Source organism: Actinokineospora sp. HUAS TT18, from assembly GCF_051364635.1.
Classification (GTDB): Bacteria; Actinomycetota; Actinomycetes; order Mycobacteriales; family Pseudonocardiaceae; genus Actinokineospora.
This window is the reverse complement of sequence record NZ_CP195645.1, coordinates 5,308,802-5,331,074: the sequence shown is the minus strand read 5'-3', so window position 1 is coordinate 5,331,074 and position 22,273 is coordinate 5,308,802. Positions and strand designations below refer to the sequence as shown.

Annotated in this window: 20 protein-coding genes, 1 tRNA gene, 1 other RNA gene and 1 pseudogene; 5 read left to right on the top strand and 18 right to left on the bottom strand. The window is 70.0% G+C overall.

Annotated features, from left to right (window positions below; all coding sequences use genetic code 11):
• Window positions 1-11 precede the first annotated feature (11 nt).
• The 13 genes from ACSHT8_RS24565 to ACSHT8_RS24505 form a co-directional block, all read right to left on the bottom strand.
• Window positions 12-575 carry an LppU/SCO3897 family protein gene (locus ACSHT8_RS24565; protein WP_436493252.1) on the bottom strand — a complete coding sequence of 188 codons (564 nt, stop codon included), beginning with the start codon at window positions 573-575 and terminating at the stop codon, window positions 12-14.
• An 86-nt stretch (window positions 576-661) separates the two neighbouring features.
• A complete protein-coding gene (locus tag ACSHT8_RS24560) occupies window positions 662-2,278 on the bottom strand; it encodes a LuxR C-terminal-related transcriptional regulator (protein WP_436493251.1) in 1,617 nt (538 codons plus the stop codon).
• A gap of 21 nt (window positions 2,279-2,299) precedes the next feature.
• Window positions 2,300-3,388 (bottom strand): flavin-containing monooxygenase, encoded by a 1,089-nt coding sequence (locus ACSHT8_RS24555; RefSeq protein ID WP_436493250.1) that lies wholly within the window; start codon window positions 3,386-3,388, stop codon window positions 2,300-2,302.
• Between the two features lie 98 nt (window positions 3,389-3,486).
• Window positions 3,487-3,951, bottom strand: coding sequence for a hypothetical protein (locus ACSHT8_RS24550; protein ID WP_436493249.1), 465 nt, complete (start codon window positions 3,949-3,951; stop codon window positions 3,487-3,489).
• A gap of 34 nt (window positions 3,952-3,985) precedes the next feature.
• Window positions 3,986-4,972 (bottom strand): alpha/beta fold hydrolase, encoded by a 987-nt coding sequence (locus tag ACSHT8_RS24545; RefSeq protein WP_436493248.1) that lies wholly within the window; start codon window positions 4,970-4,972, stop codon window positions 3,986-3,988.
• Window positions 4,973-5,055: 83 nt separating this feature from the next.
• Window positions 5,056-6,117, bottom strand: coding sequence for an ABC transporter ATP-binding protein (locus ACSHT8_RS24540; RefSeq protein WP_436493247.1), 1,062 nt, complete (start codon window positions 6,115-6,117; stop codon window positions 5,056-5,058).
• Window positions 6,118-6,212: 95 nt separating this feature from the next.
• The gene (locus ACSHT8_RS24535; RefSeq protein WP_436493246.1) at window positions 6,213-7,262 is read right to left on the bottom strand and encodes an ABC transporter ATP-binding protein; all 1,050 of its coding nucleotides are present in this window, start codon (window positions 7,260-7,262) and stop codon (window positions 6,213-6,215) included.
• A gap of 29 nt (window positions 7,263-7,291) precedes the next feature.
• Window positions 7,292-8,272, bottom strand: a complete 981-nt coding sequence (locus ACSHT8_RS24530) for an ABC transporter permease (protein ID WP_436493245.1) — start codon at window positions 8,270-8,272, stop codon at window positions 7,292-7,294.
• Between the two features lie 130 nt (window positions 8,273-8,402).
• Window positions 8,403-10,178, bottom strand: coding sequence for an ABC transporter substrate-binding protein (locus tag ACSHT8_RS24525; protein ID WP_436493244.1), 1,776 nt, complete (start codon window positions 10,176-10,178; stop codon window positions 8,403-8,405).
• 54 nt (window positions 10,179-10,232) lie between these two features.
• Entirely contained in the window at window positions 10,233-11,228 is a 996-nt protein-coding gene (locus ACSHT8_RS24520) for an ABC transporter permease (RefSeq protein WP_436493243.1), read from the bottom strand.
• 300 nt (window positions 11,229-11,528) lie between these two features.
• Complete coding sequence (locus ACSHT8_RS24515; RefSeq protein WP_436493242.1) at window positions 11,529-12,017, bottom strand: uridine kinase family protein; 489 nt, start codon at window positions 12,015-12,017, stop codon at window positions 11,529-11,531.
• A 47-nt stretch (window positions 12,018-12,064) separates the two neighbouring features.
• Complete coding sequence (gene recR / locus ACSHT8_RS24510; RefSeq protein ID WP_436493241.1) at window positions 12,065-12,661, bottom strand: recombination mediator RecR; 597 nt, start codon at window positions 12,659-12,661, stop codon at window positions 12,065-12,067.
• Window positions 12,661-13,014 (bottom strand): YbaB/EbfC family nucleoid-associated protein, encoded by a 354-nt coding sequence (locus tag ACSHT8_RS24505; protein WP_436493240.1) that lies wholly within the window; start codon window positions 13,012-13,014, stop codon window positions 12,661-12,663. The genes recR and ACSHT8_RS24505 overlap by 1 nt, the downstream gene beginning before the upstream one ends.
• A gap of 94 nt (window positions 13,015-13,108) precedes the next feature.
• Between ACSHT8_RS24505 and ACSHT8_RS24500 the strand changes: the two genes are divergently transcribed.
• Both ACSHT8_RS24500 and ACSHT8_RS24495 read left to right on the top strand, forming a co-directional pair.
• The gene (locus tag ACSHT8_RS24500; protein ID WP_436502168.1) at window positions 13,109-13,984 is read left to right on the top strand and encodes an N-acetylmuramoyl-L-alanine amidase; all 876 of its coding nucleotides are present in this window, start codon (window positions 13,109-13,111) and stop codon (window positions 13,982-13,984) included.
• A 24-nt stretch (window positions 13,985-14,008) separates the two neighbouring features.
• Window positions 14,009-14,887, top strand: coding sequence for a hypothetical protein (locus tag ACSHT8_RS24495; protein WP_436493239.1), 879 nt, complete (start codon window positions 14,009-14,011; stop codon window positions 14,885-14,887).
• Here ACSHT8_RS24495 and ACSHT8_RS24490 read toward each other — a convergent pair.
• Both ACSHT8_RS24490 and ACSHT8_RS24485 read right to left on the bottom strand, forming a co-directional pair.
• Entirely contained in the window at window positions 14,868-15,605 is a 738-nt protein-coding gene (locus ACSHT8_RS24490; RefSeq protein WP_436502167.1) for a TerC family protein, read from the bottom strand. The two genes, ACSHT8_RS24495 and ACSHT8_RS24490, sit on opposite strands and share 20 nt — an antisense overlap.
• A gap of 53 nt (window positions 15,606-15,658) precedes the next feature.
• On the bottom strand, window positions 15,659-17,740 hold the full coding sequence (locus tag ACSHT8_RS24485; protein WP_436493238.1) for a DNA polymerase III subunit gamma and tau: 2,082 nt from the start codon (window positions 17,738-17,740) through the stop codon (window positions 15,659-15,661).
• 76 nt (window positions 17,741-17,816) lie between these two features.
• Between ACSHT8_RS24485 and ACSHT8_RS24480 the strand changes: the two genes are divergently transcribed.
• A complete protein-coding gene (locus tag ACSHT8_RS24480; protein ID WP_436493237.1) occupies window positions 17,817-18,812 on the top strand; it encodes an LLM class flavin-dependent oxidoreductase in 996 nt (331 codons plus the stop codon).
• On the opposite strand, the gene ffs is transcribed toward ACSHT8_RS24480, so the two are convergent.
• An RNA gene (gene ffs, locus ACSHT8_RS24475) (signal recognition particle sRNA small type) lies at window positions 18,810-18,904 on the bottom strand. The genes ACSHT8_RS24480 and ffs overlap by 3 nt on opposite strands.
• A 90-nt stretch (window positions 18,905-18,994) precedes the next feature.
• Here ffs and ACSHT8_RS24470 point away from each other — a divergent pair.
• Window positions 18,995-20,158: pseudogene (locus ACSHT8_RS24470) on the top strand (MFS transporter); the annotation flags it as partial.
• A 13-nt stretch (window positions 20,159-20,171) separates the two neighbouring features.
• Here ACSHT8_RS24470 and ACSHT8_RS24465 read toward each other — a convergent pair.
• Window positions 20,172-20,258, bottom strand: a tRNA-Ser gene (locus tag ACSHT8_RS24465).
• 214 nt (window positions 20,259-20,472) lie between these two features.
• Here ACSHT8_RS24465 and ACSHT8_RS24460 point away from each other — a divergent pair.
• Window positions 20,473-21,042, top strand: coding sequence for a LysM peptidoglycan-binding domain-containing protein (locus ACSHT8_RS24460; RefSeq protein WP_436493236.1), 570 nt, complete (start codon window positions 20,473-20,475; stop codon window positions 21,040-21,042).
• Window positions 21,043-21,091: 49 nt separating this feature from the next.
• Here the strand turns inward: ACSHT8_RS24460 and ACSHT8_RS24455 are convergent, their stop codons facing one another.
• Complete coding sequence (locus tag ACSHT8_RS24455) at window positions 21,092-22,213, bottom strand: DUF2786 domain-containing protein (RefSeq protein ID WP_436493235.1); 1,122 nt, start codon at window positions 22,211-22,213, stop codon at window positions 21,092-21,094.
• Window positions 22,214-22,273: the final 60 nt, after the last annotated feature.

Below are 22,273 nucleotides of genomic sequence, written 5' to 3'. Positions count from 1 at the left end.
CGCACGCGTCTTTACGCCTCGACGCCGGGGCCGAAGCAGATCGTCAGCTTCGGCTCCGGGAAGGTGATGCCGCTGCTGTCGGGGCACTGGGCCTTGTCCTCGACACCGGTCAGCAGCTTGGTGATCTTGACGGCGTCGGGCTTGCCGCAGTCGACGACGGCCATGCCCATGTTGTTGTTGGTGTTCGTGTCGTAGCAGGTGCCCTCGACCAGCTTGGGGACCAGGCACAGCTTCGAGTCCGGGCCGCGGCCGGTCTCGATGTACTCGTCGTAGGTGCCGCCGCAGGACTCCGACGTCTTCGACAGGACCTTGCCGATGGTGTAGTTCGCCTCGGCGGCGCCGCAGTCGACGGTCTTGAAGTCGGGCTTGCTGGTGGTGCCCGCGACGGCGGCGCAGTCGCCCGCCTTGGCCTGGGCGGCGTCGCTGGTGAAGTAGTTGAAGCCGTAGACCAGCAGTGCCGCGACAGCCAGGCCGCCGACGTACCGCAGGATCTTGACGCCGACGCTCGTGCTCTTCTTCTGCTCGGGCTCCACGGCCTCGGGCGCGGGCGGGATCGCGGGCATGTCAGTGCTCATGATGACCTTCATTCCTTCAGGGAATGCCCCCAGGATCACGCGACAGAGCGTGATGGGCTGCGGCAGCTTATCCGCAGGCCACCCGATCAGGTGAGCCGGTTCTCGTAGGCGAACTTGGCCGCCGCCGTGCGGGACGGGACGTCGAGCTTGGCGAAGATGTTCGACAGGTGCCTTGCCACGGTTTTCTCGCTGAGCACGAGGGTCGCGGCGATCTCGGGGTTGCTGCGGCCCGCGGCGACCAGCCGGAGAACCTCGACCTCGCGCTCGGTGAGTCCACCTGGGACGGTCGGGGTGAGCATCCGCGCGGCGGCCTGCTCGGCGGGGGCCGCGCCCAGGTCGTGGAAAGCCTGGTGGGCGGCGGTCAACTCGGTCGCGGCGGACTGCTCGTCGCCGAGGGCGCGGAGTGCCTTGCCCATGAGCAGGCGGCAGCGGGCGATCTCGTAGGGGGCGCTGAGGCGCTGCCACTCGTGGGCGGCGGTGCGCAGGTCGGCGAGGGCGGTCGACGGGTCGATGTCGAGCACGACGGCGCCGCGCGCGTAGTGCGCCATCGCCCGCAGGGCCGGGCAGCCGAAGGACTCCGCGATCGACATCAGCTCGACGCTGAGGGCCGCGGCGTCGGCCGGTTCGCCCGCGCCGAGCAGCACCTCGACGGCGCCTGGCAGCAGGTGGGAGCGGTGCGGCAGGGGACGTGGTTCGAGCAGCAGCCTGCGCACGGCGGCGAGCGCGGCCTCCTTCCGGCCGGTGGCCAGCCACAGCAGGGCGAGGCCGGGCTGCGGCTCGTGGCCGTAGCCGTTGGCGCGGTCGTAGGCGGCCTGGGCGGCGTCGAACTCGCCGCGCACGCGGAGCACGTCGCCCCATTCGGCGAGCGCGAGGCCCGCGGCGGCCGGGGTGTCGGCTTCGACGTACCGGCGGACCGCGAGGTCGAACTCCTCGACCGCCTCGGTGTAGTGGCCGCGCACGCGCATGATCTGGCCCCGGTGCACCGCGCACTGGCCGGTGAACATGACCAGGCCGGGCTGGGCGTCGATCCAGGCGGTCAGGGCGCTGGTCCACTCGGCGGCGCGGCCGTAGTCGCAGACCTCCTGGCACGCCTCGATCATCGAGCAGTAGATCTGGCCCGCGAAGATCGGGGACACCTCGCCGCCCGCGACCGCGGTCATGGCCTCGTCCAGCAGGGCGAAGCCCTCCGGGACGCGGCCCACGAAGATCAGGATCCGGCCCTGGGCGTTGAGGCCGTTGGCGGTCAGGTCGGGGTCGCGGAAGCGGCGGCCGTAGTCGGTGACCTCCAGCGCCACGGCCTGGGCGGTGTCGAACTGACCGGCGAAGATGCTGCCCAGCATCGTCGGCATCAGCACGTAGCCGCGTTCGACCACGTCGCCGGGGATGTCGTCCAGCAGCCGCTTGCTGCGGCTCACCCAGCCGCCGCCGACCGCCGCCTCGCCGCTCATCAGCAGCGTCATCCCCAGCCAGAAGCCACACCGGACCGCGGCGAGGGTGTCGCCCGCGGCGATGTGGCCCTGGTAGGCGCGCTGCATGGCCTGGACGCAGTCGTTGCGGCGGCCGACCAGGCAGGCGGCGGTGGCGAGCCGGACGAAGTCGGCGGGGTCGAGGTCGTCGACGTCGGACAGCGCGTCGTACGCCGCCAGCCAGCGGCGGTGCTCGAAGGCCGCGCGGGCCTTCGCCAGATCCTCGACCACGCCCACCCTTGGCAGGATAGCCGCTGGTCAAGCCCTCGCCAGGACCTTGCGGCCCGCGATGTGGCCTGCGACGAACTCGCCGTCGCGGCCCGCGCCCGGCAGCAGCATCGAGCTGAAGGCGTACTGGAAGCTGATGCCGCAGAAGTAGAGGCCGGGTGCGTCCTCGACGACGCCGCGGTACTCGCGCGGCCAGCCGTCGTCGCCGATGACGGGCAGCTTGATCCAGTCGAACACCTGTTGGAATCCGGTGCACCAGATGACGTTGGCCGCGTCGACCACCCGCCCGTCGGCGAGCTGCGGGCGCCCGTCCTTGACTCCGGTGACCCGGTCCTCGGTGCGTTCGACATTGCGTTCCTTGAGGTCCGCGCGCTTCACCCGCAGCATCGGGCCGCCGTGGAACCTGATCTCCCCCATGACCTTCCGCCCGATCGGCGTGCGGCGGGTGAGCACGTGCCTGGCCATGAACAGCATGACCGGGAAGAGCGCACGCATCCGCTTGGACTCCAGCCTGGGCGGGATCTGGCCGCAGTCGCGTCCACAGAGGACGGTGTCGTGGGTGAGCGCGACCTCGTAGGCCACATCGATTCCCGAGTGCGACGCGCCGACGACGAGCACGCGGCCGGGCTTGAGCTGGCTTGGCCTGCGGTATTCGCTGGAGTGCAGCTGCCGGATCTTCGGGTCGAGTTCCTTGGCAAAGTCGGGGATGTCGGGGGTGCGACCGAAGGTGCCGGTGGCGACCACGACGTTGTCGCACGTGATGGCGTCGGGCCCGATGGCCGCGCGGTAGCCGGTCGCGGTGGCTTCGAGCGCGTCGATGCGGGTGCTCATGCGGACGGGGAGGTCGTGGTGGAGGGCGTAGGTCTCCAGGTAGTCGGCGACCTCGTCCTTGGTGGGGAACTCCCAGTTGGGCTTGGGGAACGGGAGGCCGGGGAGGCTGTCGTACTTGGCGGGGGTGTAGAGCCGGAGGGAGTCCCACTGCCTGCGCCAGTTGTCGCCGACCCGGTCGTTGCCGTCGACGATGAGGCAGTCGCGGCCACGCTTGCGCAGGTGGTACGCGGTCGAGAGACCGGCCTGACCTGCCCCGATGATGAGCGTTTCGACGTGTTGAGTGGTCATTTCGGGCCTCCTTCGGGCGAGGCCCTCGACGCTACGAGCCTGCTGCCTCTGACCGCGTCGGACGATTCACCCATCTTCCGGTGGGCGGCATGGGTAGGTCAGTACGCGCTGATGACGACCCCGCAGTGCCGCGCGGGCACTTCGAGTTCGGTCCCGGGTAGCGGCGCGCCCGGCCCGAAGGTGCGGAAGGCCACCGAGGGGAGCCCGTTGACGGGGCGGAACAGGCACGGCGCGTTGGCCGGGCACGGCGGGCGGACATTGGAGGTCCGGTAGCCGAGGGATCGCGCTGACCGGGTCAGCTCTTCGGCGACCGACTCCGGGGTGCCCGGCCTTATCGCGGACAGGCCGACGACGAACGGTCCGTTGAACCGGTTGTCGCCGGACAGTCGGGGCCTGCCGACGATCCCGGCGTGGGCGCCGAGCCGTTGCAGTGTCGCGTTCAGCCGCCGGTACGCCACGACTCGGCGGTAGACCGCCCATCCGGTCCACGCGACCACGATCGCGGCGACCGGCATGGCGATCCAGATCCAGGTGTCCACGCCGACCCCTTCGCCGGACATCATGTCCGGACATTGTGTCTGACGCCGACTCGTCGGATCAAGAGCCGGAGGACACGTCGTCCGGGTCCACGCCGGTCGGTGGCGCGACCGGCTTGCCTTCGCGGAGGATTTCGCGCCAGGTGGACGGGTCGTGGGTGGCAGGGGAAGTCGTGGCGAGGAACGCGTCGAGGACGGCGACGAAGCGGGCCGGGTCGTCGTGGTGGGGGAAGTGGCCGGAGTCCTCGAACACCTCCAGCTCGCTGCCCGGCAGTGCCGCGTGTGCCACGGTGGCCTGCGAAGCTGGGACGATCTGGTCGCGGGCGCCCCACATCAGCAGGGTTGGGACGCCGACCGCGAGGTAGCTGCGGTCGAGCATCGTGACCACCTGGCCCCGCTGGTCGACCACGGCGCGCAGCGTCCGGAGGAAAGCCGTGCGGGCGGAGCGTTCGCGCAGCAGGCGGTAGCGGTCGAGCACGTAGGCCAGGTCGCCGGGGTGGTCGATGCCCGCCAGGCCGGGGACCAGCGACAGCAGAGTCCGCGCGACGGCGTGGGCGGGAGAAGAAGTGGCCAGGGGCAGCACCGCCTCCGCCCACGGACCGGCCGCCAGGCGCAGCATCGGGTGCACGGCCCGACCGGCTCCCCCGCCGCTGACCAGCACCAACCGCTCGCAGCGTTCCGGGAACTGGTAGGCGAACTGCATGGCGACGCCGCCGCCGAGGGAGTGGCCGACGACCGTCACGTGCTCGACGTCCAGGACCGCGAGCAGGTCGCGCATCCCGCAGGCGTAGGCGGCGGCCGAGTAGTCGGCTCGGGGCTTGTCGGAGTCGCCGTGGCCGAGGAGGTCCGGGGCGATCACGGTGTAGCGCTTGGAGAGTTCAGGCAGCACGTGCCGCCAGGTCTCCGACGAGTCGCTGATGCCATGGATGAACAACAGAGCCGGACCTGACCCACCCATCCGGTAGGCGCGGCGGTACCCGTGGATCTCCCGGAACCGCAGCGTCACCGCCAGCGGATCGGGAGCGAACACGTGCGCGGCCTCAGGCATGCCACCCATTGACGCCCGCGAGTGTTGCCTGCCGATGTCCGGTGGGTACCAAAGAGGAAAGCCGCCCGGAGGCGGCTTTCTCGTCAGCTGGCGGCGGTGATGCCCATCGGGTCGATCGTGATCTCGGTGGTGTTCTCCGGGAAGTGGCACGCGGCCTGGTGGCCCGGCTGCAGTTCCGCCAGCGGCGGCTCCTGCGTCTTGCAGATCTCCTGGGCCTTCCAGCACCGCGTGTGGAAGCGGCAGCCCGACGGCGGGTTGATCGGGCTGGGCACGTCACCCTGCAGCCGGATCCGCTCGCGGGACTCGCGGCGGGCGGTGTCGGGGATCGGGACCGCCGACAGCAGCGCCACCGTGTACGGGTGCATGGGACGCTCGTACAGCGCGGTGCGGTCGGCGATCTCCATGATCTTGCCGAGGTACATCACCGCGACCCGGTCGGACACGTGGCGCACGACCGACAGGTCGTGGGCGATCATCACGTAGGTCAGGTCGAACTCGCTCTGCAGGTCCTCCAGCAGGTTGACGACCTGGGCCTGGATGGACACGTCCAGCGCGGACACGGGCTCGTCGGCCACGATCAGCTTCGGGCGCAGGGCCAGGGTGCGTGCGATACCGATGCGCTGGCGCTGGCCGCCGGAGAACTCGTGCGGGTACCGGTTGTAGTGCTCGGGGTTGAGCCCGACCAGCGCCAACAGGTCCTGCACGGCCTTCTTGACGCCGCCCTGGGGCTTGACGTTCTGCAGGTGGTACGGCGCACCGACGATCGTGCCCACGGTGTGGCGCGGGTTCAGCGACGAGTACGGGTCCTGGAAGATCATCTGGATGTCTTTGCGCAGGGGGCGCATCTGGCCGGTCGACAGGTGGCTGATGTCGCGGCCCTCGAAGACGATCTTGCCGTCGGTGGGCTCCAGCAGCCGGGTCAGCAGCCGACCGGTCGTGGTCTTGCCGCAGCCGGACTCGCCGACCAGCGACAGCGTCTCGCCCTGCCTGACGCTGAAGGTCAACCCGTCGACCGCCTGGACGGCGCCGACCTGGCGCTGCAGCAGGCCGCGGCGGATCGGGAAGTGCTTCTGCAGACCGGTCACGGTCAGCAGGTCCCCGCCGAGCTTCTTGGGCTCGGCAGGGGTTTCTGTCTGTGCGCTCATTAGGCCCCCTCGCTGGCTCGGGGGCTCCACTCGCGAAGGCACTGTGCCCGATGATTCACTCGCAAGCTCGCTCATTGCGTCCCCGTTTTCCGTACTCACAGCGTCGGCCTGATCTCGGTGTCCCACACGCGGATCCGGTCCTCGGCGGAAAGGTGGCAGGCGATGTAGTGGCCGCCGCCGACGTCGCGGAACGCGGGGCGCTCCGTCGTGCTGAGCCCGCCATTGAGGTCGGCGTAGGCGCAGCGCGGGTTGAAGGGGCAGCCCTCCGGGACGTTGATCAGGCTCGGCGGGGTGCCCTTGATCGGCACCAGCCGCGCGGTGCGCTCCCGGTCCAGCCGCGGCATCGACCGCAGCAGGCCCCACGTGTACGGGTGCTGCGGCGAGTTGAAGATCTCCTCGGCGCTGCTGTACTCCACGGCGCGGCCCGCGTACATGACCATGATGTCGTCGGCCAGCTCCGCCACCACGCCCAGGTCGTGGGTGATGATGATGACCGCGGAGTTGAACTCCTGCTGCAGATCCCGGATCAGGTCGAGGATCTGCGCCTGCACCGTCACATCGAGTGCGGTGGTCGGCTCGTCGGCGATCAGCAGCTCGGGGTCACAGGACAGCGCCATCGCGATCATCGCGCGCTGCCGCATACCGCCGGAGAACTGGTGCGGGTAATCGTCCACACGCGACTTCGGGTTCGGGATCCCGACCCGGTCCAGCATCTCGATCGCGTGCTTGCGCGCGACGGCCTTGGTGACCTTGTTGTGGATCCGGTACGCCTCGATGATCTGCGTGCCCACCGTGTAGTACGGGTGCATCGCCGACAGCGGGTCCTGGAAGATCATCGCCATGCGCTTGCCGCGCAGCGACCGCACCCGCTCCTCACTCGCCCCGACGAGGTTCTCGCCGTCGAGCAGGACCTCGCCGGTGATCCGGGCGGTGCCCTTCTTGTGCAGGCCCATGACCGACAGGCTGGTGACGGACTTGCCAGAGCCGGACTCACCCACGATGCCGAGGGTCTGGCCGCGGTCGACGCCGAAGGTCAGGTCGTCGACGGACTTGACCACGCCGTCGTCGGTCGGGAAGTGCACCCGCAGTTCGCGGACTTCCAGGAAACGGTTGCCTGCCGCGGCGGGAGGAACGACTTCGCTCACCGCTGCCAGGGTGTCTTCGGAGTTCTGAGTCACTTCGTGCGCACCCTCGGGTCGACGACGGCGTAGAGGATGTCAACGACCAGGTTGGCGATGACGATGAACAAGGCGCCGATCAGGGTCACACCCAGCACCTTGGGCAGGTCTTGCTCCTTCACCGCCAGCACCGCGTACTGGCCGATGCCGGGCAGCGAATAGGTGGACTCGGTGAGGATCGCGCCGCCGAGCAGCAGACCCAGGTCGAGGCCGAAGATCGTCAGGATCGGGGTGAGCGCGGCGCGCAGGCCGTGTTTGACGACAACGCTGGACTCGCGCAGGCCCTTTGCCCGGGCCGTGCGGATGAAGTCCTCGTTCATCGTCTCCAACATGCCCGCTCGCGTCAGGCGCGCGTAGCCCGCGGCGTAGAGGAACGCCAGCGTGATCCATGGCAGCCACAGCACAGAGAACCAGGCGACTGGATCCTCTGATAGTGGGGCGTAATTGGAACTGCTGACCGATAGCCAGCCGAATCCGTCACGCACCACCGACAGCGAGAGCATGCCGGTGAAGAAGATGGGCAGCGAGACGCCCGCCAGGGCGATCATCATCGCGAATCTGTCCACAAAGGACCCTCGACGCAGCGCGGAGAGCACGCCGGTGGCGATACCGGCGACCACCCAGATCAGCGCGGCACCCGCGGCGAGCGAGATCGTCACCGGGAGCCGGTCGAGGAGATCGGGCAGCACCTGCGTCTGCTTGAGGTAGGAGTACCCGAGACACGGCGCGGGGCAGTGTTCGGTCGCGACACCGGTGCTGTAGTCGGCGCCGACCACAAGACCCTTGACGAAGCGGCCGTACTGCACATAGAGCGGGTCGGTGAAGCCGAGCTTCAGCGCCATCTCGTGGGCCTGCTCGGCGCTGGCGGTCTTGCCCACGTAGCGCGATGCCAGGTCGTCCGAGGTGGCCCCGGCCAATCTGGGCAGCAGGAAGAAGATCGCGAACGTCACGGCGGTGACCACCAGGAGCAGGATCACTGCCGCGAGCAGCCTACGAACAATGTATGCGAACACCGTACTCGGCTCGGTGGCCCGCGGTGCCGTGACGATCAGTCACGGCACCGCAGGCCACCAGTGCCTTCACCTACCTCTTGGTGCTAGTCGCGAACTACTTGCGGGAGGTGCCGATGGCCGTGTAGTCGTACATGCCGAAGGCCTCGGTGACGAACACGTTCGTCAGGTTCGCGGGCCGGAACAGCAGGCCCTTCGCCCAGACACCCGGCAGCGCGGCGGCGTTCTCCATGACCAGCTGGTCGGTGTCGGCCCACAGCGACTCACGCTTCTTGGCGTCGGTCTCCTTCAGGGCCTCGTCGACCTTGGCGTCCACGGCGGGGAGCCTGATGCCGAGGTTGGTGTTACCACCGGCCGCGCGGATCGTGCGGCTGTCGACGATCTGCTGCATGAAGCCGAAGCCGTCGTTCCAGTCGGCGCCCCAGCCGTAGATGATGAGGCCGATGCCGTTGGACTTGGCGAACTCGGGCTTGCCGACGTAGAGCTTGGTGTAGTCGGCCAGCGGGAAGGGCTTGATGTCGAGCTTGATGCCGACCTTGCCCAGCGACTGCTGCAGCGACTCGGCGGTCGCCTTCTCCTTCGGGCGCTCGGCCCGGTAGGAGATCGCGGTGGAGAAGCCGTCCGGCTTGCCGCACTTGGTCAGCGCTTCCTTGGCCTTCTCGACGTCACCCTCGGGCTTGGTCAGCGCGCCGTACAGGTCGATCTTGCGCTGGCCGGGGATGACCGGCGGCATCAGCGAGGTCGCGATGTCGCCACCCGTGGCACCACCGTAGGAGCGCTGGTAGCCGGTCTTGTCGGCGGCGAACAGCACAGCCTTGCGGCACTCGACGTTGTCCAGCGGGGCAACCTCGGAGTTCAGCACGGTGAACCAGGTGCGGGCGTTGACCGGGTTGTCGGCCTTGGCCTTGAGGGCCGGGTCGTTGAGGACCTTGGCCTGGCCCGCGGGCTGCACGCCGGTGCCCTCGATCGAGATGTCGAGGTCGCCGGACTGCAGACGGTTGTCGATGTCGGCGGCGTTGACGTTCAGCTCGACCTGGAGCTTGTCGGCCAGCGGCTTGCGGCCGGTCGCCGGGTCGGTCTTCGGGTCGTACTGGTCGTTGCGGACCAGGACGAACTTCTTGCCGAGGTCGTTGGACTCGAACTTGTACGGGCCCGTCGACAGGACGTGCTTCTTGTACTCGGTGCCGGTGTCCTTGGCCTGCGGGACCGGGATGCTGACCGGCATGCCCACGAAGTAGTCGAACCCGGAGAACGAGGTCTTCAGGTTGAACTTGATCGTGTAGTCGTCCGGCGTCTCGATCGCCTTGACCGCGTCGACGTTCTTGTCGACGTACGGGCCGGGGTAGTCGGCGGGCAGGTCGAGGAAGTCGTTCAGGTACGTCGGGCCGTTCGGGAACGTCTTCTTGTCCAGCGAGCGGAGCACGCCGTACTTGACGTCCTTCGACGTGACCTCGGTGCCGTCCTCGTACTTGACGCCCTTGCGGATCTTGTACGTCCAGGTCTTGGCGTCGTTGCTCGGCTCACCGAGGCTCTCCGCCAGGTCCGGGGCCAGCTCGTTGCCCGCCGCGCCGGGCGCGGACTTGAAGGCGACGAGACCGCGACCGTAGTTGCGGATGAAGTTCCACGAGTAGCCGTAGTACGTGTCGGCCGGGTCAAGGGAGTCCCAGTCGCCCGAGTTGGCGAAGCGCAGGGTTCCGCCCTTGGTGTCGGACGGGTTGAACACCTTGCCCGCCGCCGCACCGAACGCGGCCTCGGTGGTGCCACCACCGGTGCCACCGCCGCCGCCACCGCCGCTGCTGCCGCCACAGGCCGAAAGGCCCAGCGCGGCTACCGCACCGAGTGCGACAACCGAGACAACTCGATTTTTCTTCATCTCCAGTTGCACCCCTTATTCCGGATAGGAGTTGACATCACTTAGCGCGGATGGTCACCGCGAGCGCGGGTCGAGCGCGTCCCGCAAACCGTCACCGAACAGGTTGAAAGCCAGCACGGTTACGAAGATCGCGAGGCCGGGAGGGAACATGAACTGGGGATCGACCTGATACCACTGCGTGGCCGTCTCCAGCATTCCGCCCCAGGTCGCGGTGGGCGGCGGCATGCCGACACCGAGGAAGGACAATGCCGCCTCGAACAAAATATTGGTGGGGATCAGGAGCGTGGCGTAGACCAGGATCGGCGCCACGAGATTAGGGAGAAGTTCCTTGAACAGGATGTAGAACGGTTTCGCGCCGAGGCTCCGCGCCGCGTCGACGAATTCCCGTTCCCGCAAGGTCAAGGCTTGGCCGCGGACGATGCGGCCGATATACGGCCAGTTGAAGAAGCCGATGACAAAAATGATCATCAGCATTCTGGCCCAGTAGCCGTCGACGCCGAACGTGGTCGCCACGCCGACGAGCGCGAGGGCGAACAGCAGCAGCGGGAAGGCCAGGAAGATGTCCATGAGCCTGCTGATCGCCGCGTCGACCCAGCCGCCGAAGTACCCGGCGACGATGCCCATGATCGTGCCGATGACCACCGACACGACGGTGGCGAGGAACGCGATCAGCAGCGAGATCTGCGCGCCGTGGAGCACGCGGCTGAACAGGTCGCGGCCGTTCTGCGGCTCGACGCCGAAGAAGTGGTCGCCGTTCATCCCGCCGAACCCGCCGATGGGGAGCTGCGAGTCGGCGTCGACCAGGCTGTAGTCGATGAAGTTCGGGTCGGGGTGGCCGAAGATCTTGACGATCACCGGCGCCAGCGCGGCGACGATGATCAGGACGAGGACGAAGATCCCGCCCGCCATCGCGACCTTGTCGCGCTTGAGCCGCATCCACGCGATCTGGCCGAGCGAGCGGCCCTGGATCGCCTTCTTGCTGAGACCCTCGAGCGCGACCTCTGGCGGTGCTTCAGCGGTTTTGGGGGTGACGTCGAGCGGGGCGCTCATCCGACCGACCGCCCGTGCCGAGGCGACTGCGCGACGAGCCGGGGCATCGCTGCCCGACTAAGTCGCGCGGATCGCTGGTAAGCCATCACGCACTCCTCGTGTCCCCGATCGAACTGTGCACGGGATCTCACCGTGTGGTCGCCGACCATAGCCGCTTCGGTCTACTTCCCTTAACTACGGGAGGTCACGATCCGGCCAACTGAGATAAACCGAATCAGCCCTCTGCGACGGCGGCAGCACGGTCAGTGAGATTCTCGGGAAATTCGTCCGTTCAGCGGACACTCAAGGTGAGCTGATCGGTCAAGCCTGAACACGCACGTCAGCGCGCTCCCGGGTGCCGTCCACGGCGAACCAGCCCGCCTCAAAGGTCTGCCAGCGGGTCAATTCGGCGCGGCTCTCCTCGCCGTCGCGGGCGACCGAGCGGGCCAGTCGGGTGGCTTGATCAGGGCATTCGGCCCAGACAAGTAGCGAGAGGCGGGATTGGACCGAGCGGCGCCCGGCCGAGACCCCCTCGACGATCAGGACGTCCGGAACCGGAACGGTGACCCATTTGTCCGGTTCAGGTATGCCTTCTACCCATATCATTTGCCTATAACGGCCCACCCGATCAGCGGACAGCGGGTCCAGAACCCCGTCCACCAGGCGGGGCCACCAGGCCACCGGATCGGTCCACGTCGCGAAGTGGTCAGTCGGCACGACGGCCGTCTCGACACCTTGTTTCCGCAGTTCAGCGGCCAGTCGCGCGGCGATGGTCGACTTTCCCGCGCCCGACGGCCCATCGATGGCCATCAGCCGCACCCGACCCAGCCGGGGCGGGGCCTGCAGGACCCGACCGATCACACCGTGCGACGACCGGACAGCGCCCGCCCGAGCGTCAGCTCGTCGGCGAACTCCAGGTCGCCGCCCATGGGCAGGCCGGAGGCGAGGCGGGTGACCGTCAGACCGGGGAAGTCGCGCAGCATCCGCACCAGATAGGTGGCGGTGGCCTCGCCCTCGGTGTTCGGGTCCATCGCGAGGATCACCTCGGTGATCTCCGCCGAGCCGATCCTGGCGAGCAGCTGGCGGATGCGCAGCTGCTCCGGCCCGACGCCGGACAACGGGTCGAGCGCGCCGCCCAGCACGTGATAGCGGCCCTTGAACTCGCGCGTGCGCTCGATGGCGAGGACGTCCTTTGGCTCCTCGACCACGCACACCGCCGACGGATCGCGGCGGGCGTCACCGCAGATGCGGCACGTCGTCTCGGCGGAGACGTTGCCGCAGACGTCGCAGAAGACAACGCCTTCCTTCACCTTCTGCAGTGCCTCCTGCAGCCGGGTGACATCGGCGGGTTCGGCGCCGAGCAGGTGGAAGGCGATGCGCTGCGCGCTCTTGGGCCCGACCCCCGGCAGCCTGCCGAGCTCGTCGATCAGGTCCTGGACCGGGCCCTCGTACATCACATGCCCGGCAGGCCGAGCCCGCCGCCCAGGCCGCCCGCGAGGGGACCCATCTTGTCCTCGGCCAGCTTCTGCGCCTGCGCGCCCGCGTCGCGCACCGCGGCGACGATCAGGTCGGCCAGGGTCTCGGTGTCCTCCGGGTCGACCACTTTCGGGTCGATTTCGAGGGCCTTGAGCTCACCGGCGCCGGAGACGGTCGCCACGACGAGCCCGCCGCCCGCGGTGCCGTTGACCTCCGCGTCGGCCAGCTCCTGCTGCGCGCTGAGCAGCTGTTCCTGCATCTTCTGCGCCTGCGCCATGATCGCCTGCAGGTCCGGCGCACCGCCACCAGGAAACACCGTGGCCCCTCTCATCCGGGAACGACCCGACCACCCCGGGTCGGCGTCGGGTCCAGCTTAGAGGGCACCCACCTGTGGCATCGTGGGCGCCGTGCTGAGACGACACAGGATGGTGCTCGCCGTCACCGCCGGGCTGGCCGCGGCGATGACCGCGTGCGCGGGTCCGGCGGCGGAGACCGGGCGCCCCGCGCCCGCGGTGACGACGACGGTTTCCCCACTGCCGTCGACATCTTCCGCGGCTCCGTCCGTCGCGCAGTCCGCGCCGGAGACACCGTCGTCCAGCGCGTCCGTGCCGTCCAAGACGACGGTGGCGCCCACCTCGAAGGCCGCGGCGCCGACCGGGCGGGTCGTGGTGATCGATCCCGGCCACAACGGCGGCAATTCGACCCATACGGCGCAGATCAACAAGCAGGTTCCCGCGGGCCGCGGCCGCACGAAACCGTGCAACACCACGGGTACCGCCACCCAGACGGGCTACCCCGAGCACGCCTTCACCTGGGACCTGGCGGTCCGCGTCCGCGAACTGCTCACCGCGCGCGGGATCAAGGTCGTCATGACGCGGCCCGACAACGCAGGCGTCGGCCCGTGCGTCGACAAGCGCGCCGCGATCGGCAACGAGTCCGGCGCGGCGGCCGTGGTGTCGCTGCACGCCGACGGCTCGACCGCGGCGGGCGCGCACGGCTTCCACCTGGCGTACTCGTCGCCGCCGCTCAACGCCGCGCAGGGCGAGCCGTCGCTGCGGCTGGCCAGGGCGCTGCGGGACAAGATGGTCGCGGGTGGGCTCGCGACATCGACTTATGCGGGCACGGAAGGGCTTTCCCCGCGCGACGACCTCGCCGGGCTCAACCTGACCGAGCGCCCCACCGTGCTCGTCGAGTGCGGCAACATGCGCGACGCGGCCGAGGCCGCGGTGCTGTCGAGCCCCGCGGGCAGGCAGCGTTACGCCGAAGCGATAGCCAACGGGATCCTCGGATTCCTTGGCTGACCCCGTTGTGACAGGGTGGTGATCATGTCGGGGATGCGGGTGCTCGATGTCGACGAGCGCGAACGTTTGCTCATCGCGGTGGGCCAGGACTTGGCCGAGGTGGACGCGAAGGGCACACGCCGGGACTTGGTGCGCGTCCCGGACGTGACCGCGGCGCGATACCTGCCGAGCGAACGCAAGATCGTGATCCAGCACGGAACCCCGGCGCGGCTGTCGCTGCTGCGGATCGGCGGTCGGCTGACGCCGCTGCTCGGTTCCCCCGACCACGCCACGGAACTGCTGGACGTGCTCCCCGGCCGGGTCGTCTACCGGGCCAACCGGCGCCACCGCCTGCTGTTCACCGTGGTGATCCGCAACGTGCTGGTCGGCGAGGAACAGGCGGTGTACGACCGCGGCGGGTCGGTGCTGGAGGCGGCGGTCAGCCCGAACAGCCGCTACATCGCCATCCGCCTGCCCCGCAAACTGATCCTGGTCGACACGATGCCGGAGACCGAGGACGACCACGTCCGGCTGATCTCGGCGGAACCGGCGACGCTGGGCAGGCGCAACCTGCGCTGGCTGCCCGACTCGACCCGCCTCGTCGCGACCGAGTACGGCGAGTCGGAGGCGAAGGTCGTGCGGTGGGCCGTGGGGTCGGACTCGTGGACTCCGGTGGTGGCGTCACTGTCGCCGGGGGTGGAGGCGCTGGTCGCGCCGGACGGTCGGCGGATGGCGGTGGTCGACGGCGCGCGAATCGCCTTCCACCAGGCGGAGAACGGCCACTTCCTGCGCGCGGCGGAACTGCCCGCCGAGGTCGACGACTTCCGCTGGTCCCCCAACTCCCGCAGCGTCGCGGTGTCGATGACCGGCGCCGCCGCCCTGGTCGCGGCCGACCGGGCGACGGTCAGTCTTCGGTCTTCTTGACGTAGGTCGGGTGCAGGTGGACCGGCTCCCGCTTGGACCGGACCCGGATGTTCAGCGCCTCGACGAAGATCGAGAACGCGATCGGCCCGTAGATGTACCCCTTCGGGATGTGCATGTCGAGCCCGTCGGCGATGAGGCTGCCGCCGATGAGCAGCAGGAACGCCAGCGCGAGCATCTTGACCGTCGGGTGGCGGTTGACGAAGTCACTGATCGCCTTGGCCGACACCAGCATGATCACCATGGCCACGATCACCGCGGCCACCATGATCCCCAGCTCGTCGACCATGCCGACCGCGGTGATCACCGAGTCGAGCGAGAACACGATGTCGAGCACCAGGATCTGCGCGATCACCGCGCCGAAGGAGACCCGCTTGGCCTTGGCCTCGTGCTCGGCGCCTTCGAGTTGCTCGTGGATCTCGTAGGTGGCCTTGCCGAGCAGGAACAGCCCGCCCAGCAAGAGGATCAGGTCGCGCCCGGAGATCTCGTGGCCGAAGGCGGTGAAGAGCGTCGCGGTCAGTCCGATCACCCACGACAGCGACGCGAGCAGCAGCAGCCGGGTGATCAGGGCCAGCGAGAGGCCGACCATCCGTGCCCGCTGCTGCTGGGCCGCGGGCAACCGGCCCGCCAGGATCGAGATGAACACGATGTTGTCGACACCGAGCACGATCTCCAACACCAGCAACGTCGCGAACGCGACCCACGCCTCGGGCGTCAACATCCAGTCCACTGGTCAACTGAACATCATGCGAGCGGGACCCGCACGCCGACGGCTCAGGATTCCAGTGGGCGGGCGCCGAGTTTCTCGGCCAGGAGCTTGAGCATCGTCTCTTCCGGGTCCTGGCGGGACCCCTCGGAACCGGGCTCCGGCGCGCGGGCGGCCTGTGCCATCAGCTCTTCCTCGTCCTCCGGCTCCGGCGGCAGCTCGGGCTCCGGAGGCTCGGGCGGGAGGCCGTCGGCGGGCGGGCGGCTGTCGAGGACGCGCTTCGGCGGCTCGTAGGTGCGCGTCGGGGCCGCGGCCTTGGCCTGGGTGCGGACGGGGCCGCTGCCGGGCGGGGCGTGCACGATCTGCACCCGCCACGTCCCGCCGACGGCGGAGCGGACGGCGGCGGTGATCGGCTCGATGTTGTCCGGGGAGGAGAGCCTGCGGGCCAGTGGTTCGGCCGGGTGGCCGATGGTGATCAGGTCGCCGTCGACGGACTGGACGGTGGCCTGGGCCAGCATGGACGCGCGGACCTTGCCGAGGGCGCGCAGCACCTCCGGCCAGACGTTGCGCATGGCGGTGGCATCCATCGCCCCCGGCGCCGACTCGGCGGCCTGCGCCGGTGCGGCGGCGGCAGGCTCGGCTTCGGCGGACCGCGCCGGTGCCGATTCGGCTGCTCGCGGGGGCTGCGTGGCTCGATCGGCCACGCTGGGCCGCTCGGCCTGGCGGGCAGGCTCGGTCGGTGGCAGCGACCGCTCAGCCTGCTCAGTGCGGCCCTGATCAATGGATTCCGCTGGGGCGTTGGCCACCGAAGGTCCGGCGGGCTGAGCGGGATCGGACTGACGACTGGCCACAGTGGACTCAGCCGCGGTGGACCGGCGGCGGAACTCGCGGGTCGGGCCAGCCTCGGGGGCGGGCGCCTGCCTGCCCGCCTGGACGGGCGGAGCCTCGGCGCGGGTGGCCGGGGCGGCCAACTGCGCCCCCGCCATGCGCTTCTCCATTTGTTCCAACCGCTGCAGCACCGCCGAGTCGGCGGCCGCGTCGGTCGGAATCGCGCCCGGCAGCAGCATCCGAGCGCACAGCAGCTCCAGCAGCAGCCGGGGCGCGGTCGCTCCCCGCATGTCGACCAGTCCTGTGTGGACGATCTCGGCGTACCGGGTCAGGGTGGCGCCGCCGAGGCGTTCGGCCTGCCCGGTCATGCGGTCGAGTTCGTCGCCGGGGGCGCTCACCAGGCCGCGGGAGGCCGCGTCCGGGACGGCGCGCAGCAGGACCAGGTCGCGCAGGCGGTCGAGCAGGTCGGAGGCGAAGCGGCGGGGGTCGTGGCCCGCTTCGACCAGGCGGTCGACCGTTCCGTACACCGCCGACGCGTCGCCCGCGGCGAGGCCGTCGACCATGTCGTCGATCAGGGCGACGTCGGTGACGCCGAGCAGGGACACCGCCCGCTCGTAGGTCACGCCCTCCGGGCCCGCGCCCGCCAACAGCTGGTCGAGCACCGACTGCGTGTCGCGCGCCGAGCCGCCGCCCGCGCGGATGACCAGCGGGAACACCGCCGGTTCGACCGTGGCGTTCTCCGCGGCGCAGTTGCGTTCCAGCAGCTCGCGCATCGCGCCGGGCGGGATCAGGCGGAACGGGTAGTGGTGGGTGCGCGAGCGGATGGTGGGCAGCACCTTTTCCGGCTCGGTCGTGGCGAAGATGAAGACCAGGTGCTCCGGCGGCTCCTCGACGATCTTGAGCAGCGCGTTGAAGCCCTGGGTGGTGACCATGTGCGCCTCATCGACGATGAAGACGCGGTAGCGGGACTGGGCGGGCGCGTAGAACGCCCTGTCGCGCAGTTCGCGCGCGTCGTCGACGCCACCGTGGCTGGCCGCGTCGAGTTCGACGACGTCGACCGTGCCCGGGCCGTTCGGCGCGAGGCCGACGCAGGAGTCGCAGACGCCGCACGGCTCGTCGGTCGGGCCTTCGACGCAGTTCAGCGACCGCGCGAGGATTCGCGCGCTGGACGTCTTGCCGCAGCCGCGCGGGCCCGAGAAGAGGTAGGCGTGGTTGACCCGGCCCGCGCTCAGCGCCGTGCGCAGCGGGTCGGTGACGTGTTCCTGACCGACGACCTCGGCGAAGGTCGCCGGGCGGTATTTGCGGTAGAGGGCGAGCGCCACGCCGCGACCATACCGGTCAGGGCCGACATGGCGTCGATCGGGAAGGTCGCGGCGGCCGGGGGCGTTGCACGGGAGCGTGGCCACCTTCGACATCCCGTTCTCCGTGCTCGACCTCGCGCCCGTCGCCAGCGACTCGACCGAGACCATCGCGCTGCGGAACAGCATCGACCTCGCCCAGCAGACCGAACGGCTCGGCTACCACCGCTATTGGGTGGCCGAGCACCACAACATGCCGGGCATCGCCAGCTCCGCGCCCGCGGTCCTGATCGCGCACCTGGCCATGGCCACCTCGACGCTGCGGGTCGGCTCCGGCGGGGTGATGCTGCCCAACCATCCCCCGTTGGTGGTCGCCGAGCAGTTCGGCATGTTGGAGGCGCTGCACCCCGGCCGCGTCGACCTCGGCATCGGCCGCGCACCCGGCACCGACCAGGTGACCGCCCGCGCCCTGCGCCGCTCGACCGGCCCGCTGTCGGCCGACGACTTCCCAGAGCAGCTGACCGAGTTGGCCGACTACTTCACTGGCCGCGACCAGCGCGGGGTCACCGCCGTGCCCGCGCTCGGCAACAAGCCCGCGCTGTGGCTGCTCGGGTCCAGCGGCTACAGCGCGCAGGTCGCGGGGCTGCTCGGGCTGCCGTTCGCCTTCGCCCACCACTTCAGCGCGGAGAACACGCTGCCCGCGCTGGCGCTCTACCGGGAGCGGTTCCGCCCGTCGGAGGTGCTGTCGGAGCCGTACGCGATGGTCGCCGCAGGCGTGATCTGCGCTGATGACGACCGGACCGCCCGGGAGATCGCCCAGCCCGGCGCGCTCCAGTTCCTCCAGCTGCGCAAGGGGACGCCCGGCCGGATGCCGACCCCGGCCGAGACGGCGGCCTACCCGTACACGGACCTTGACCGGCTGATGATCGACGAGCGGCTCGACAGCCAGATCATCGGCGGACCGGAGACGGTGGAGCGCGGCATCGCCGAGCTGCTGGCGGCTACGGCGGCGGACGAGCTGATGATCACCACGAACGTCTACGACCACGGCGACCGTGTGCGCAGCTACGAGCTGGTGGACAAGGTCCGCGCATAAAGGGGACCCCGTGCACCTGCCAGAGCCCGCTTATCCTTGCTGCCTTCCGGCCCTGGGGAGGTTCGCGAGATGAACACCGCACGGGGTCCGCGTTCAGTGTACCGGGGTCGCGCGGCGGCGCTGTCACCCACCGTGGGCAAGGTTACTTAGCTTCGCTAATCATAATTAGTTAGCATAGCTACGTGACTTTCCTCGACTCCCTGCGTCGCCAGCCCAGAGTCGTGTGGATCACCGCCTTCGCCGCGGTGATCGCGTTCATGGGAATCGGGCTGGTCGACCCCATCCTGTTGTCCATCGCCCACGCGCTCCGCGCCGGTCCGTCCGAGGTCACGCTGCTGTTCTCGTCGTACCTCGGCGTGCAGGTGCCGGCCATGCTCGTCACCGGCGCGTGCGCCGCCCGCTTCGGCGCCAAGCGCACGCTGATCGTCGGACTCTCGCTGATCGTGGCCGCCACCCTGGCGTGCGCGCTGGCGAGCTCGATCACCGAACTCGTCGCCCTGCGCGCGGTCTGGGGCCTGGGCAACGCGTTGTTCATCGCCACGGCGCTGTCGGTGATCGTCGGCGCCGCGTCCGGCGGGCAGCAGGGCGCGATCGTGCTCTACGAGGCCGCGCTCGGCCTGGGCCTGTCGACCGGCCCGCTGCTCGGCGCCGCCCTCGGCTCGCTGTCGTGGCGCGGACCGTTCGCGGGCACGGCGGTGCTCATGGCCGTCGCGCTGATCCTGTGCGCCACGATGCTCGCCAAGGACGCCGACCAGCCCCGGGACCCGGTCCGCCTGCTCGACCCGCTGCGCGCGTTGTGCCACCGCCCGCTGCTGCTGGCGTCGATCGGGTCGGCGCTCTACACCGCCGCGTTCTTCATCGTCCTGGCGTGGTCGCCGTTCGTGCTGGAGTACGGCGCCCTGGCCATCGGCCTGATCTTCTTCGGCTGGGGCGTCAGCGTCGCGGTGTCGGGGGTGTTCTTCGCGCCCCGACTCGCCGCCCGCCTCGGCTCACGCAACGCGACCGTGGCCGCGGTCCTGGCCTACGCGGCCCTGCTGGCGGCGATGGTGGTCGACAGCAAGCCGGTCGTGGTGGTCGCGGTGATCGTCAGCGGCCTGGCATCCGGCCTGCTCAACACCCTGTTCACCGGCACCGCGATGAGCGCGAGCACCGCCCCGCGCGCCGTCGCGAGCGCGGGCTACAACTTCCTGCGCTGGCTGGGCGGCGCCGTCGCCGCGACCCTCGTCGGGCACGTCGCCACCTGGTTCGGCTGGACTCAGGCCCCGTTCCTGATCGGCGCGGTCCTGTGCGTGGTCGCCGCGGCGGTCCTGAGCCTGGACGCACGACGGCCCGTGTCCGATGGACACGGGCCGCTGCCTGCGGAGGATAGGGGATTTGAACCCCTGAGGGCTTTAACACCCAACACGATTTCCAATCGTGCGCACTAGGCCACTATGCGAATCCTCCAACGTCGGAGAGGGTACAGCAGCGGCCCGAGGCACCCAAAAGCGGTAGCCGGGGCCGTCCCATCCCAGGCCGCGCCCGGATTGACCATCCCCCGGACGCGAAGTTCACCGGAAACCCCTCTGCCGGGTGAATACCTGTCCTGTCGGCAGGCGGGATCCGTGAGGCCGTCTTAGCCTCGGGACGCTCATCCGGCCTCAAACGATAAGGACATGACGTGGCTGACGCACTCGACTCGGGCCTGAGCCTGACTGTGGGCCACCAGCTCACTTCCCCCAACGGCAAGCACGTTCTCGAACTGCAGCCGGACGGCAACCTGGTGCTGTCGACCGACGGCGCCGCGGTGTGGGCGTCGGGGACGAACGGCTCCGGCGCCGTGCGTGGCGACATGCAGGCTGACGGGAACTTCGTGCTCTACAAGGACAACGGCGAAGCCGCGTGGGCGACGCAGACCAACGGCAGCTCGGGCGCGAGCCTGGTCGTCGGCGACGACCGGGGCCTGACTGTCGTGGGTTCCGACGGCGCGTCGGTGTGGTCCTCGGGGACCGCCGAGGCGGCCGCGCCCGCTCCGGAGCCGACCCCGGCACCGGCGCCCGAGCCCGCGCCGCAGGCCGCCCCGGCCCCGCCCGCCGCGCAGACCTACACGGTTGTGCCGGGCGACACTCTGTCGGCGATCGCCAAGCGGTTCTACGGTGACGGCAACCAGTACATGAAGATCGCGCAGGCGTCCGGGATCTCCAACCCGGACCTGATCCACCCGGGACAGGTGCTCACCATCCCCGCGTGATGTGACCACAGTGGACAGGCCCCGTCGGATTCCGGCGGGGCCTGTTCGCTTATCCGGCCACCCTTGCCCGCTGTGGCACCAGTTCCGCCCGGTCGGCCGCCGCGCGGCCCGCACCCCAGCCCTCGGCGTCGCGCACCGATGAGCGGCGGAGGCGGACGCCGGGGAACATCGCCTCGAAGCGGGTGCGCACCGCGGCCTCGCGGCGGGCGAACACGGGGACCAGACGGGTGTCGGCCGAGACCTGGCCGACCGCCGTGAGGCGTTCGCGGACGCGTTGGGCGTAGGCGACCAGAAACGCGTGGCGGTAGGACTTCGAGCCGCCGCCCGACAGCGCGTGCGCGGCCTGGACGTGCAGCGAGCGCGCCAGCAGGGTGGTGAACTCCAGGTCCGTCTCGTGGCCGACGACGACGACACAGCCGAGCTTGGGGTAGAACACCGCGCGGCAGCGGTTCGCCCCGGCGACCGCGTCCACCAGTTGCGCCTTCGGCCCCTGGTAGGGCGCCTCCATCCACAGCCGGATCGCGCCCGCCTCCATCGGCGGCTCGTCGACGGCGGCGTGCTCGACGGCGTAGCGGGTCATCAGCTCCTGTGCCTTGGCCGACAGCGCCTCGGCCTCCTCGGCGAACGGGGTGGACTCGGCCTTGGCGAGCAGGCCGCGCACCTTGGCGAGCACCCGCGCGTCGACCCGGCCCACCGGCTCGAGGGCGACCACCGCGTCCGGCGGCGGGACCAGCTCGGGCAGGGGCGGCAGCGGGAGCAGGACGGCCAGCAGCTCGACGGTCTTGGCGAGCGCCTCGGCCATGGGCAAGCGCTTGTGGTCGGCCCAGGCGGATAACAGGTCGCCGCTCCACCACACCTTGGCGCCGATCTCGGCGAGTTGATCGCGCCAGCGCGGATGGACCTTGTCGTAGCAGGCGCATTGGCCTGCGATCGCCGCGGTGACCAGCTCCGACAGCCCGCGCGGCACCGCGCCCGCGACGTCGACCGGCCCCCACCCGCGCCGCCACAGCGACTCGACGGCGTGCGCGAGGGCCGCACCGGCAGCGGCGGCCGCTCGGGGATGGGCTTGGACATCGCCGAGCAAGATCGAGCGCGCGCGGCCGTCGACCATGACGGCGGCCTCGGTCAGCCGGGCGGCCAGCAGCGCGGTCTCTCGATCAGGTGTTCGCATGGGGACATGGTGCACCAGCGGTACGACAAACGCCGGCCACCCCTGCGGGTGACCGGCGTC

Bases quoted from the DNA above. Each gene is read 5' to 3' on its own strand.
- ACSHT8_RS24520 (WP_436493243.1), bottom strand. From the start codon at position 11,228: ATGAGCGCCCCGCTCGACGTCACCCCCAAAACCGCTGAAGCACCGCCA.
- ACSHT8_RS24500 (WP_436502168.1), top strand. From the start codon at position 13,109: ATGGTGCTCGCCGTCACCGCCGGGCTGGCCGCGGCGATGACCGCGTGC.
- ACSHT8_RS24455 (WP_436493235.1), bottom strand. From the start codon at position 22,213: ATGCGAACACCTGATCGAGAGACCGCGCTGCTGGCCGCCCGGCTGACC.
- ACSHT8_RS24540 (WP_436493247.1), bottom strand. From the start codon at position 6,117: ATGAGCGCACAGACAGAAACCCCTGCCGAGCCCAAGAAGCTCGGCGGG.
- ACSHT8_RS24545 (WP_436493248.1), bottom strand. From the start codon at position 4,972: ATGCCTGAGGCCGCGCACGTGTTCGCTCCCGATCCGCTGGCGGTGACG.
- recR (WP_436493241.1), bottom strand. From the start codon at position 12,661: ATGTACGAGGGCCCGGTCCAGGACCTGATCGACGAGCTCGGCAGGCTG.
- ACSHT8_RS24550 (WP_436493249.1), bottom strand. From the start codon at position 3,951: ATGATGTCCGGCGAAGGGGTCGGCGTGGACACCTGGATCTGGATCGCC.
- ACSHT8_RS24505 (WP_436493240.1), bottom strand. From the start codon at position 13,014: ATGAGAGGGGCCACGGTGTTTCCTGGTGGCGGTGCGCCGGACCTGCAG.
- ACSHT8_RS24515 (WP_436493242.1), bottom strand. From the start codon at position 12,017: ATGGCCATCGATGGGCCGTCGGGCGCGGGAAAGTCGACCATCGCCGCG.
- ACSHT8_RS24495 (WP_436493239.1), top strand. From the start codon at position 14,009: ATGTCGGGGATGCGGGTGCTCGATGTCGACGAGCGCGAACGTTTGCTC.
- ACSHT8_RS24555 (WP_436493250.1), bottom strand. From the start codon at position 3,388: ATGACCACTCAACACGTCGAAACGCTCATCATCGGGGCAGGTCAGGCC.
- ACSHT8_RS24490 (WP_436502167.1), bottom strand. From the start codon at position 15,605: ATGTTGACGCCCGAGGCGTGGGTCGCGTTCGCGACGTTGCTGGTGTTG.
- ACSHT8_RS24565 (WP_436493252.1), bottom strand. From the start codon at position 575: ATGAGCACTGACATGCCCGCGATCCCGCCCGCGCCCGAGGCCGTGGAG.
- ACSHT8_RS24525 (WP_436493244.1), bottom strand. From the start codon at position 10,178: ATGAAGAAAAATCGAGTTGTCTCGGTTGTCGCACTCGGTGCGGTAGCC.